This window comes from Pleomorphochaeta sp., assembly GCF_050031695.1.
Taxonomy (GTDB): Bacteria; Spirochaetota; Spirochaetia; order Sphaerochaetales; family Sphaerochaetaceae; genus Pleomorphochaeta.
The window spans coordinates 1-13,620 of sequence record NZ_JBNAIC010000044.1 but is presented as its reverse complement, the minus strand read 5'-3'; the positions used below and the strand labels follow the sequence as shown (position 1 = coordinate 13,620).

General features: G+C 28.4%; 10 protein-coding genes. 6 read left to right on the top strand and 4 right to left on the bottom strand.

Annotated features, from left to right (window positions below):
* The first annotated feature begins 107 nt into the window (after positions 1-107).
* The 4 genes from ACPKM0_RS07930 (at position 108) to ACPKM0_RS07915 (ending at position 4,674) form a co-directional block, all read left to right on the top strand.
* Entirely contained in the window at positions 108-1,250 is a 1,143-nt protein-coding gene (locus ACPKM0_RS07930) for an iron-containing alcohol dehydrogenase family protein (protein ID WP_472474929.1), read from the top strand.
* A gap of 237 nt (positions 1,251-1,487) precedes the next feature.
* A complete protein-coding gene (locus tag ACPKM0_RS07925; RefSeq protein WP_472474927.1) occupies positions 1,488-2,216 on the top strand; it encodes a sulfite exporter TauE/SafE family protein in 729 nt (242 codons plus the stop codon).
* Between the two features lie 320 nt (positions 2,217-2,536).
* Entirely contained in the window at positions 2,537-3,382 is an 846-nt protein-coding gene (gene rfbD / locus ACPKM0_RS07920; protein ID WP_472474925.1) for a dTDP-4-dehydrorhamnose reductase, read from the top strand.
* Positions 3,382-4,674, top strand: coding sequence for a dicarboxylate/amino acid:cation symporter (locus ACPKM0_RS07915; RefSeq protein WP_472474923.1), 1,293 nt, complete (start codon positions 3,382-3,384; stop codon positions 4,672-4,674). The genes rfbD and ACPKM0_RS07915 overlap by 1 nt, the downstream gene beginning before the upstream one ends.
* Before the next feature lie 85 nt (positions 4,675-4,759).
* On the opposite strand, the gene ACPKM0_RS07910 is transcribed toward ACPKM0_RS07915, so the two are convergent.
* The gene (locus ACPKM0_RS07910; protein ID WP_472474921.1) at positions 4,760-5,653 is read right to left on the bottom strand and encodes an AraC family transcriptional regulator; all 894 of its coding nucleotides are present in this window, start codon (positions 5,651-5,653) and stop codon (positions 4,760-4,762) included.
* Positions 5,654-5,835: 182 nt separating this feature from the next.
* Between ACPKM0_RS07910 and ACPKM0_RS07905 the strand changes: the two genes are divergently transcribed.
* Together ACPKM0_RS07905 and ACPKM0_RS07900 are read left to right on the top strand one after the other, a co-directional pair.
* On the top strand, positions 5,836-6,633 hold the full coding sequence (locus ACPKM0_RS07905; RefSeq protein ID WP_472474919.1) for an EFR1 family ferrodoxin: 798 nt from the start codon (positions 5,836-5,838) through the stop codon (positions 6,631-6,633).
* 384 nt (positions 6,634-7,017) lie between these two features.
* Positions 7,018-8,742 carry a peptide ABC transporter substrate-binding protein gene (locus tag ACPKM0_RS07900; protein ID WP_472474918.1) on the top strand — a complete coding sequence of 575 codons (1,725 nt, stop codon included), beginning with the start codon at positions 7,018-7,020 and terminating at the stop codon, positions 8,740-8,742.
* A 193-nt stretch (positions 8,743-8,935) separates the two neighbouring features.
* On the opposite strand, the gene ACPKM0_RS07895 is transcribed toward ACPKM0_RS07900, so the two are convergent.
* The 3 genes from ACPKM0_RS07895 to ACPKM0_RS07885 form a co-directional block, all read right to left on the bottom strand.
* On the bottom strand, positions 8,936-10,600 hold the full coding sequence (locus ACPKM0_RS07895; RefSeq protein WP_472474916.1) for a carbon starvation CstA family protein: 1,665 nt from the start codon (positions 10,598-10,600) through the stop codon (positions 8,936-8,938).
* Positions 10,601-10,881: 281 nt separating this feature from the next.
* Positions 10,882-12,093, bottom strand: coding sequence for an Lcl C-terminal domain-containing protein (locus ACPKM0_RS07890; protein ID WP_472474914.1), 1,212 nt, complete (start codon positions 12,091-12,093; stop codon positions 10,882-10,884).
* A gap of 129 nt (positions 12,094-12,222) precedes the next feature.
* Positions 12,223-13,338: a helix-turn-helix domain-containing protein gene (locus ACPKM0_RS07885; protein WP_472474912.1), complete on the bottom strand. Its 1,116-nt coding sequence runs from the start codon at positions 13,336-13,338 to the stop codon at positions 12,223-12,225.
* Between the last annotated feature and the right edge of the window lie 282 nt (positions 13,339-13,620).

The following is a 13,620-nucleotide window of genomic DNA, read 5'->3' as shown; positions in this document are numbered from 1 at the left end:
ATATTAGCTTCGGTATTATTATTAATACAGATACTGAAGCAAATGTTCTGTTATTTATATAATCATCGTTTAAGTAAATTTAAATGAATGAAAAGGATGTTAAAATAATGTTAGATATGTTTGATTTTTATTGTCCAACAAAAATTGAGTTTGGACAAAACTCTGTAAAAAAGATAGAAGATTATATTGATCAATTTCAAATTAATAATCCTATAATAGTTACAGATTCTGTTTTAATGAAGGTTCCTACTACAAGAGAGGCTATTACTAGTATTAAGAAAGCTGTAATTTTTGATGAAGTATTACCTAATCCAACAAGTGATTTAGTAAATAAATTGAAAAAAGTAGTTGAAGATAATAATTGTGATGGTCTTATAGTTTTTGGAGGTGGTAGTCCAATAGATAGTGCAAAAGCGGCTTCAGTAATTGCTTATACTCCAAACTGTGTTGAAGATTATTATGATTCAAATGTAGATAAATTAGAAATTAGAAAAACATTACCTTTAATTGTTGTTCCAACTACTGCTGGAACAGGCTCTGAAGTATCAAGATATTCTGTAATAACAGATGGTAAAACTAATTTAAAAGAGAGTTTAACTTCAGATTTAATGGCTCCAAATGTTGCAATTATTGATCCTTTATTAACAGTAGGTATGCCACAAAGTGTTACTGTGTCAACAGGATTAGATGCTTTAAGTCATGCATTAGAATCTTTAGTTTCTACTATAGAAAATCCATTAACCAATATTTTAGCAATGAAATCTATTGAGCTCATTTTAAATAATTTAAATGATGCAAGAATAGATGGTACAAATATTGAAGCAAGAAGCAATATGTCTTTCGCTGCATGTATAGCAGGTGTTGCAATGAGTCATTGTTGTGGAACTATGGGTCATGCGATGGGTTGTCAATTAACAAGTCAATATAAAGTACCTCATGGAATAGCATGTGCAGTAATTCAAAAGAGTGCTTTAGACTATGCAGGTGATAAAGTTCATAATATTAAAATGCTTGTAGATTATTTAGATAAAGCTAATTATAAAGAAGAAGAAGCAGTAGCTGTAATGCAAAATAAACTAGATGCTTTATTTGAACAATTAGAAACAAAGATGAATCTACAAAATTATAAAATGGAATCTGATGGAATTGAAAAAATGACTAAAGATGCTATGGCTAATGGCTGTATGGGTTTAAATCCTGTGAAATTAGAAAAAGAAACTGTAGTAAAAGTTTTTGAAAGTTTAAAATAATATCTTCTTATCATTGTATGATAAAAGATTAATGATTATTTAATTTTGCCTTATTAATTAAGGTGAAATTAAATATAAAATTACTACTTAGAATAAAGTAGTAATTGTTTACTTAAATAAATACCTCTATAAATCTTTAAATATTTATATATGAGGTTATTTCTTAATATATTCCCTTAATAATTAAGGTTTTGCGTTATTTAGGCGCTTATTTCATTTTGTCTATGGAGGACATATATGTATCAATATATTTTGCTAGGAATTGTTGTTTTAATTACACATTTCTTAGAGGGTATAACAGGCTTTGGCTGTACTGTTTTAGCATTACCTTTTGCCATTTTACTTGTGGGTATTCATGCTGCAGTTCCGGTTCTTGTTATGCTTAGTTTTTTACTTTGTCTTTATATCGTTATAATTTCAAAGAAAGATATTGTTTGGAAAGAATATTTAAAAATAGTTATATTTGTTGGTTTAGGTTTACCTATTGGAATTCTTTCGAATAAATATTTAGATGAAAATATTTTGACTCTTATATTATCCATATTTATGGTATTAGTGGGCACTAGAGGACTTTGGCAAGTATTTGGTAAAAGAAACAATGACAAACAATTACCAAAATTTCTAACTCCTATAATTTTATTACTTGGTGGAACCTTTCAAGGTGCTTTTGGATCAGGAGGTCCTTTAGTTGTGACTTATGCAGCTAAAGCGCTACCTCAAAAAAATCAGTTTAGAGCTACATTATGTATGCTTTGGGTTACATTAAATGCAATTATGATAACCCAAAACATAGCAACAGGTATGGTAACGCCTGATATGTGGCATTTATTATTGATTTTAATTCCATTTTTAGTTGTTGGGGCATTGTTGGGAAATTGGGCTCATCATCATATAAAAGATTCACATTTTAGTACTATTGTCTACGGTGTGTTAGTAGCGTCTGGAATTGTAATGATGTGTTCTTAACCTCATGTTTTATTATTTATTGATTGTGCACTATCTTTTTAGATAGTGCCTTTTTTTTGGGTAATACTAAAATAAAATAGTTTGTTTTCTATGGTACTTATATTTATTATTTAAGCTAAACGTTTCTAATTCTAATACCCATTTGATTTTATTTGATAAATATGAGATATTATGATTCGGTTGTTATTAATTTTTTAGATATATATTCATTATTTATGCAATATAAAATAGATGAAGTTCTATTTTATGTTAATTTTTTAATGTTTATAAAGTTTGTTAATTATTAATTTATAATCTTAAATAATAAAAAGGATGAAATCATGTTAAAAATCTGGATAACAGGCTCAACAGGTCAAATTGGTTCTGCTATAAATGATGTATTGAACCCATTGGGATATGAAGTTTTTGATACTGATCATGAAGTATTAGATATTACTAATCTTGAAGAGGTACTAAACTTTTGTAAAGTTAATAGACCTCAAGTAATTATTAACTGTGCTGGGATTGCTAATGAAAAAGAATGTAGCGATAATCCTGAGTTAGCTTATAAGGTTAATGCTCTTGGTGCAAGAAATGTTGCAATTGCAGCTTTTCAAGTTAATGCAAAAATCGTACAAATTTCAACTGATGATGTTTTTGATGGTAGTAATGATCTTCCAATTACAGAATTTGATCAAACTAATCCAATTACTGTATATGGTAAATCAAAGTTATGTGGAGAAAATTTTGTTAAAGAATTTGCACCAAAACATTTTATAGTTAGATCTAGTTGGGTTTATGGAAAGGGTAATAATTTCGTTACATATATCTTAGAAAAAGCAAAGCAAAAAGAAGAATTGAATATTTCTAAAGATCAAAAAGGAACTCCAACAAGTGCTAAAGAACTTGCTAGATTCATACTCCATATAATTAATACTAATGAATATGGTACTTATCATTTTACTTGTGATGGAAGATGTAGCAGAGTTGATTTTACAAATGAAATATTAAAATTAGCTAAATTGGATAATATAGTTGTAAATACTGTAAATAAAGTTGATTCTGAATATTCATTAAATCATCCATCCTATGCAGTATTAGATAATTTTATCATTAGATTAGAAAATAAGTATAAAGCAAAATCTTGGCAAGAAGCGTTATTAGAATTTATAAAGGAATCAAAATAGTGAATAGTGAAGTAAAAAAAACAAAAATAGGGTTATCCTCACAAATTTTTATTGGATTAATTGCTGGTGCATTAATGGGACTAATATTTAATTATTTAATTCCTCAAAGTTACGTTAGAGATATTATCTTTGTTGATGGTATTTTTTATGTTCTAGGTAAAGGTTTTATTAGATTAATGCAAATGCTTGTAGTGCCTTTAGTATTTAGTTCTTTAGTATGTGGTAGTATGGCAATTGGTGATACAAAGCAGTTAGGGAAAGTTGGTCTTAGAACAATAATCTTTTACTTAATAACAACTGCTTTAGCAATAACTGTTGCATTAACTGTGGCAAATATAATCAATCCTGGTATTGGTCTTAATATGAATGCTATTCAAGCTGCTGATTCTGTAAAAGTTACTACTAAAACACCTGTAACTGAAACTTTATTGAATATTATTCCAATTAATATTTTTTGGGGTTTAACTAATGCTAAAATGTTACAAGTTATTTTCTTCGCATTATTTTTAGGTATTATTTTAACAAAATTAGATGATAAAGCAGCAACTGTTAGTAATTTTTTCAGTGAATTTAATAGTGTAATGATGGAAATGACTATGGTAGTTATGAAAGCTGCACCTTATGGTGTTTTCTGTTTGATAGCTAGAACATTTGCTTCAACAGGGTTTGATGCTTTTGTACCAATGTTAAAATATATGGGATCAGTATTATTGGCATTGTTTATACAATGTTTTATTGTTTATACTATTTTATTAAAAACAACTACAGGTTTAAGTCCAGTAATTTTTATTAAGAAATTCTTCCCAGTAATGGCATTTGCTTTCTCAACTGCTACTTCTAATTCAACTATTCCTTTATCTATTGAAACTTTAAAAGAAAAATTAGGTGTTTCTAAGAAAATTTCTTCTTTCACAATTCCACTTGGTGCGACAATTAATATGGATGGTACTAGTATAATGCAAGGTGTTGCTGTTGTTTTTGCAGCCCAAGCTTATGGTATTGATTTATCAATGGTTGATTATTTGACAGTTATTGGTACTGCAACTATTGCATCAATTGGTACTGCGGGTGTTCCAAGTGTTGGATTAATTACTTTAACTATGGTATTTAATTCTGTTGGATTACCTATTGAAGCTATTGCTTTAATTATGGGTATTGATAGAATTCTTGATATGACAAGAACTGCTGTTAATATTACAGGTGATGCTATTTGTACAACTGTTATTGCTAATAAAAATAATCAAGTTGATAGAGAAGTATTTAATAAAAAACTAATTAAAGATATTGGATAATTTTTATCAATTATAAATAATAATAAATGATCTAGGGGCTTCCTAGATCATTTTTTTATATGAACATTATTTGACTAAGTTGATTTTAAATCATGCCCGTTGGTAAGTTAAGAGAGTGGCTCCATTGTTTAGGCGATTGACCATACATCCTTTTAAACTCTCGACTAAATTGAGAAGAGCTAACATATCCAACTTCTTGAGCAGCCTCATTTACATTTTTACCACTTGCTAATTTCATTGCTGCAGTATTTAATCTCATTGATTTCATAAACTGTATAGGAGATAGAGTTGTAGCTTGTTTAAATTTACGATGGAATACTGCTCTACTCATGCCAATATGCTCTGCCATATCTTCGATAGATATAGCTTTGTCTAAACTTGAATATAAATATTCAATGGATCTAGCAATTTCGTTTCCAACCCCGAAAGCTTTCATTGCTGAAGCACCGGCTTCACCTTTTAATATTGCATAATATAATTCTCTCAATCTAGCTTCACCTAGGATCGCAGAATCTGTAGGATTTTCTATTAATTGTAATAATCTATATAAAGCATCAGTAAAATTATCATCCCAACTTGCTAGTGATAATCCTTGTTGATTAATATTCACTTTAGTAGCTTTTGAAGGCCCACTATTTTGTTCTAACTCTAGAGCTAATTGTGTCATTTTTCTTGTATCTAGATTAATTTTTACACCTAATAATGGATTCTCTATTGAGGCCCTTGGTGTTCCAACTTCAATAGGTAAAGACATTGTACAACACATGTATTGACTGCTGTCATATAAATATGATTTACCATCAAGGATTGCTTCTTTAGCACCACTTACTATTGCAACTACGGTTGGTTCATAAATGGCAGGTGCACAATTTAGTGATTCAGTAACTCTAAAAAGTTCAACTCCTTTTATACTTGTGCTTTTTAATCCACTTTTAATAATATTGTTTTCTATAATTGTTTTTATTTTTTCTCTACTCATGGGAAAAACATAACACTATCAAATTTATATTTCAACCTAGTTGATACAATTAGGCAAGTTTTAGAGATAAAATTATCTATTTTCTTAAAATTTAATATGATATTGTAATTTTAACAATAAGAAATGAATTAAAATATAAATCTAAAAATAAAAAATTTAGATTAAAGATGAAGAGGGGAAATATGAAGATACTTTATTTTACAGCAACAGGGAATAGTCTGTATGTAGCAAAATCACTTGGTGGGGAAGTTTTATCAATTCCACAAATGATTAAAGAAAATATTTATGAATTTAGTGATGAAAAAATTGGAATAGTATTTCCACTTCACGGTTGGGCTGTTCCACCGTATGTAGTTGATTTTTTAAAAAAAGCAAAATTTAATACAGATTATCTTTTTTCTGTAATAACTTATGGGATTTATTCAGGAGCTGTAGCTACTCATTTAAAAGATGTTGGCAAAGAAGTAGGGCACAAGTTTTCTTATATAAACAAAATTCAAATGGTTGATAATTATATTCCAACTTTTGATATGGATAAAGAAGTTAAAAAAGAAGGCAAAAAAGATATAGAAAAACATTTAGATATAATAAAGTCTGAAATTGAACAATCAAAAATTTGGGTTATGAAAGAGTCTTTTTTATCAAAAAAATCTGCTAATTATATGTTTAATAGGAAAGGTAAACCTTTTAATGAAAAAAGATTAAAAGTACATGTATATGGAGAAGGTATTGATAATTATATAAAAGTCGATGATTCTTGCAAACAATGTGGTATCTGTAGTAGTGTTTGCCCTGTTGATAATATTTCAATGGATCCAAAAACTGGTAAAATTGCTTTAAGTGATAAGTGTTTTATGTGTTTCGCTTGTGTTCATAGTTGTCCATCTCATGCTATTCATATAAATGGTGAAGTAAATAGTAATAGATATCGTCATAAAGATATAAAACTAAGCGAAATTATCAAAGCTAATAAACAATAATTAATAATAAAAAATTAAACCTATCAAAGTATTTATGATAGGTTTTTTAATTCATAAGTAAACTAGTTAAATTTCATTATAAGTCTTTATTATTTTTCATATTTTATACTGTTATTTATGCATAGAACAAAAGATATTCGTGTTATTTATTATAAATGAATTTCATATAATATGGGGAAAATAAATAATGAATATATATGTAAATATATATGTATAAATATGTAACAAATTTTTTTTAATTATATTTTTCTTATAATTACTTACCCCTTATATACTTTTATTTTGCACTAAAAAAATATCATTGAAACGATTAAATAAAGGGTTGTATGTGTTTTTTTTATATGTTAGTTTTTCGTTGCAATATAAAAAATTGGAGAAAGACTAATGAATACAAATTCAAAAAAAACATTATTAATTATGTTTACTGTAATTGTCTTTTCACTTATGGGATGTACTAATAATACATCAAGTGAAACTAATAAAAGTGCTCAAGGAACTGATTCAAATGAATCAATTGAACAAGCTTCTACTGTAGCTAATAATGATACTGTAGAAACTAAAGAAGTAACTTCTTGGAGTTATCCAACTGCTGATGAAGTTATAGAAGGCGGAAACTTTATAATAAGTAATGGTACTGAACCAGCATCACTTAATCCTCAACAAATTGAAGGTGAACCTGAATATAGGATATATTATGCTTTATTTGAAGGTCTTGTTCAAAATGATCCATTAACAGCTAAACCAATTCCAGCATTAGCTGAATCTTGGGAGATTAGTGATGATAAAACTGTAATTACTTTCCATTTAAGAGAATCAACATGGTCTGATGGAACTCCTATTACAGCAAATGATTTTGTATGGTCATGGCAAAGAGAATTAGATCCTCAAACTGCTGCTCCATATTCTTGGTTCCCAGAAATGTTTTTAAAAGGAGCTGCAGATTATGCTACAGGTAAAGTTGATGCTGACGGTTTAGGTGTTAAAGCTATAGATGACTATACTCTTGAAGTAACTCTTGTTGGACCTCTTCCATATGCTGTTGAAGCTTTCTCTCATTTTACATTTGCTGTTTTACCTAAAGCTTGTGTAGAAACTTATGGGGATAAATGGACTCAAGTTGAAAATATTGTATCTAATGGACCTTTTGTATTAGAAGAACATGTTTCTCAATCATATATTAAAGTTGTAAAAAATGAAAATTATTGGGATGCAGATAATGTTCATCTTGATAGTGTAACTTACTTAGCAAGTGATGATGATAATACTAACTATAATATGTACATCGGTAATGAGTGTGATTGGTTAACAGATATATCAACAGATCAAATTGATTCAGCTCAAATGAGAGCAGATTTCCAATCTTCATCAAAATTAGCTAATTCTTTCTATATTGTAAATTGTGATTCTAATGAACTTCAAAATGTATTAGTTAGACAAGCAATTTCTTATTCTATTGATAGAGAATCAATGGTTGAAAATATTGTTGGTTCTGGTATGCCAGCATGGGGTTTAATTCCAGAAATGACAGGTTATGAAGCAATGGAATTCCCTTTTGAGGATTATGATGAAGCATGCGAAATCGCTCAAGATAAACTTGCTGAAGCAGGATATCCAAATGGTATCGGGTTCCCTGAAATGGTTTTATTGTATAATTCTAATGAATCTAATAAAAAGATAGCTGAATTAATACAAGCTAATTTAAAAGATGTTCTAGGTATTACTATAACTTTAGAAAATCAAGAATGGGGAACATTTATTTCTAATAGAGATGATGGTAATTTCCAAATTGCTCGTAATGGTTGGGTAGGTGATTATCAAGATCCTAATACTTTCTTAGATATGTTTGTAACAGATGGCGCTATGAATGGTGGTAATTTTTCAAGTGAAGAATTTGATAATTTAATTAAAGAAGCTTCCTTATTAGAAGATGGACCAGAAAGAATGGAATTATTACATAGATGTGAAGAGATTTTAGTTAATGAAAATCAAGCTGTAATTCCTTTCTACTATTTAACAAAAAGCCAATTAGTTGATACTGATAAATGGGGTGGTTGGTATACTAATATTATGGATGTACACCCTGTTAAATTTATATATCAAAAGAATTAATTCTTTGAGTTGTTAAAATATTTAATTCTTGCCCTTAAGTTTTCTTAAGGGCTTTATTTATTTTTATTACTAAGTAACAAATTTGCGTATCAATTCTATTCTTTTATTATTAATTCATACTATGAGATAAAAAAATATCGTACATTTAAAACAATGTACGATATAGTAACAAAATTGTATAAAATAAAGCTTATTATTTATTATTGCTGAAGAATAAACTCTTAATTGAATTATAAGAAATTAATATTCCAGTTACAAAAATAAATGTACCAAAAATTAATTGTAAGCCTTGTTTAGCAAATACAAAACCTTCAGAACCAATAGCTCTGAAATTGCTAATGTTTAGCATTGTTAATGCACTGAATGTAACAGCCATCATTATAATCATTGGAATCCATACGTTTTTGCTATCTTTGCCAGCTTTCTTTAAATATACTGCAACAGCGCTTAATGCTAATGCTGAAAGCATTTGGTTAGAACTTCCAAATAATGCCCAAATATTTAAATAACCACCTTTAGATAATGCATAGCCTAGAATTAAAGTTATAATTGTAGCAAAACTCGAATTTTGACATAGTTTTTTTATTGGTGATACTTTAGATGGATCTTCATCTTCATCAGTGAATAATTCTTGGAAAGATAATCTAGCAATACGAGCAACTGAGTCAAGAGATGTTAATGCAAAAGCACTGATTGCCAAGTTAATTAATGTTAAACTTAAATTATGATCCATATGGACTACATCTAAGAAGTTCGCAATTGCCATAGCAAAAGTTTGTTGTGCTGTTGCTCCTTCTGGCATTCCACCTAAAGATCCAACACAAACTAATGCAATAACTGCTAATAATGATTCTACTAGCATAGCACCATAGCTAACTTTTAACATATCTTTTTCATTTTTAATTTGTTTACTAGAAGTATTAGAACTTACCAAAGCATGAAAACCTGAAACAGCACCACAAGCAATTGTTACAAACAGATATGGGAACATTCCTTTTCCACCAACAGAGAAACTTGTTACTGCAGGAAGTGAAATTTCTGGACGAGCAATAAAAATACCAAAAACAGCTGCTGCAATCATGAAGATAAGTAAAAAGCTATTTAAGTAATCTCTAGGTTGTAACAATGCCCAAACAGGAACAACTGATGCTACAAAAATATATATAAATACTATATATGTCCAGCTTTGAACAGTTAATGATGTTATTGGAGCATTTAATCCAATTACCATTGCAATAATTAATAAAGCAAGTGCAATTAAAGTTTGAACTGTTTTATTAGGGCGAACTTTTCTACAGAAAAATCCAAAACCTACTGCAAATAGAATAAATAAACTAGAAGTAGTAGCTGTACTTCCATTGCTTGCAGTTAATACAGGATTGTTAGCAACGGATCCAAAAGAAACAGCAACAATATTAGCGAATGCTGCGATAACTACTATACAGAATAACCAACAGAATAGTAGAAATAGTGTTTTACCAGTGGAACCTAAATATTTTTTAATTATATATCCTAGTGAGTGTCCATCGTTTTTTACTGATGCTACCATTGCTCCAAAATCTTGAACTCCACCGAAGAAAATTCCTCCCATTAAACACCATAATAATACTGGAAGCCAACCATAGCTTGAAGCTACAATAGGTCCGATAATTGGTGCTGCACCAGCAATTGATGCAAATTGATGACCAAATAATACATTTGAGTCGGTTGGTACATAATCAACACCGTCTTCATGTTCGTAAGCTGGTGTTTTTTTAGATTCATCAACACCCCATTTTTTTGAAAGTCTTTGGCCATAAAAAACATAGCCTAATAATAATGAGCTAAGCCCGATTATTAATATTGTTATCCCGTTCATTTTTTCATTACTCCTATAAAATGATAATCGAACAATATCATAATATATATTTGTATACATTACTAGTATATATATACAAAAAATATACATGATGAATTTATATTTTTTTTTAAAGTGTTATGGGATAATGAATTATATGATAATAACATATTTGTAATTTGTTATTTTTTTTTAAAATATAAAATTATTTATATTTTTTTATAGAAAAAGGCTTTTGAATTAATATCAAAAGCCTTTATAAAATACTTTTTATTGAGATTTATGTAAAGTATTTTTTAAATTTAGTTGGCATCTCTTACTAATCTTACATAATTATTTATCGAAATATAATCTGATGCCATTTCTGATGCCATTTCATAATCTGAAGGGTTACCAGTTTTAGGATCTGATCGTTGAGCTCCAGCTCCATGCCAATCGTAGTATGTAGTTGCATCACTATTTTTTTTACTCCAAGCTTGACCAAAAGAAACATAACATGCGGTATTTTTAAAATCACCTTGAGTTGTGCTTGTCCAACAATAATATGCATCTTCTTCAGTTTCAAAATTTGTAACTGTAGTATTAAAGAAATCTGTATTAATAGCAGGGAAATCTGTTTTTTTATAATCAACTAGACTTTCAAGTTCTTTAGAATTTGGGAGTCTCCAATCATTATATCCACCTAATTCAGATTCATTTGCATAAGCTAAAGCTTCAATCCAATCCATAGTTTCAATACTATCATCTTGTGCCCACATTAAATTAGTTGAGTTATCTGTAATAGTACCATCACCATTATCATTATAATTCATATCATATAGTGTTGTAGTACCTCGAACAGCTCTAACATAACAGCCAGGAATCATAATGCCATCTTCTTCTGTTATTGCAGTTCCATCGAAAAAGTAGCTAGTTTCATATGATTTAATATGACCATCAGCAAAGTTGAACCCAAAACCACCTAATAATGAGCCGTGTTCTTCATAGTTTTGAACACCATTTTTTACATATATTGTTGAAGACCAATATTGTCCAGCAAATAATAATCTATCGTATTGGAAATCAAAATAATCGGTATCAATGTACGGAGTACTTTCTCCCTCTGGGATTATTTCACCATTGAAATAAGCTAAAGAATATAGTTCTTTAATAGTTGGTAATCTCCAATCAGTATATCCACCGATTTCTAGATTTTCACAATATGCTACTGCTTCGTCATAAGTGTATCTATTAAAATCTGGAGTTTGTTGCCACATAAGCCCTGTGTTTAAATCTGTTACTGTACCATCTTCATTGTCTTGGTAAGATAAAGCATTACCTTCTACTGTAGCATCTGATCCATAATAGATATTATCCTCATTCATATCTTCTATTAATATACCATTTGCATCATATGTAGCTGATTGACCTGTATCTGGAAGTTTAGGTTCTATTGTAGTTGTTTTATTCTCATTTGAAGCACAAGATGTTAGTATTAATAAAATTGACATTAATATCAGAATAAATTTATTCATGTATTTACCTCTTAAATTGATTTAGATGTTGATAATTTAAGAGGTTTTAAAATAAAAATCGTCCAAATGGTGCTAATTGGACTAATTAGTGTCTAATTTGGACCCATTAATATTGGTTAGACTAAAGTATTAACTAGATAGAGTTTTTAAAGATTTTCTATATTGGCTAGGAGTTTGTTGGTAGTTACTTTTAAATAAACTATTGAAGCTTGACTTAGAGTTAAACCCTGAATCAAATGCATGGTCTAGTATATTATATTGATTATTTGTATCTTCTTTTAATCTATTACAAAATTCTTCAAGTCTATATTTATTTACATAATGATAAAAATTCATTGATAAATCATTGTTTAAAAGGGATGATATTTGATGTCTTGAAACGTTAAGAGAATCGGAGAGATCATAAACTGAAAGAGTTGGATTTAGATATAGTTTATCTTCTTTCATTAATGCATCCATTTCTTTTAATAATCTATCATTTTCATTATTTTTGTGAATTGGCTCAATTTTATTTACTGTCGTTTTGTTTTCTACTTTTTGTTGATTTTGTTCTTCTTTTTCATTAGGAAATACTGTATTTTGTTTTAATCCAAAGAAGATTAAATACAGTGCAAGAAATAAAAACATTATTTGGTGTAGAGCTTCAATTTCAATTATGTTTTCTAAATTAGAATTTTCAATAATTAAAATAATACTTATCATTATAATAAAAATAATTGGTAGAAGATTTAACCATATGAGATTAATTTTATTATTAGTATATGCGAAAGTGTTTTTTACTTTTTCTCTATGATTATAAATTGTTAATATTGATAATATTCCATAAGTTATAAATACTATTATATTAATTAATCCAAAATATTTAGAAATCGAGAATGAAGTTATTATTGAATCATTAGGTCCACCTGGGTGTATTGGGGCCGGATTTATAATGAAAATTATATAAAATATTATAAATATTATGAGATGTGGCCAATATTTTATTTTTTCATTTCTTCTTTTAATTAATTCTTTTATGTAAATATATAAGAAAGGTCCATGAAGTATTGTAAAGGCTTGATTTAATACAGTTGAAGAATAGTCTATTGTTGGATTTAAAGTTTCTTGTATAGTTTGTATAAATGGTAGTGATAATGTACATAGCCATAATATTAATATATAGTCAGTTCTTTCTTTTTTTTTCGAAAGAATTAATATGATTCCAAATATTATTTGTGATATTCCAATAATGCTAATTTCCCACATGCTATAAATAATAAACGAATCTGGTGTTTAGATGCAAGTTAGTTTTTTTAAATTAAAAATCAATTCTTTTAATTGTTAATTAGGCATTTAAAAAGCAGCTCGTAATAAGAGCTGCTTTTTTAGGAGGTTGTATTTATATATTTTATTGTATCTACTATTCGATTGTATAAGAGATCTTTACGTTACTTACATAATCCCCTGCAGGAAGTTCACTGTTACCTTCCCAACTTAAGTTAAAGTAATTAACTAATAAGTCATCATGTTTACCAGCATCTAAAACTT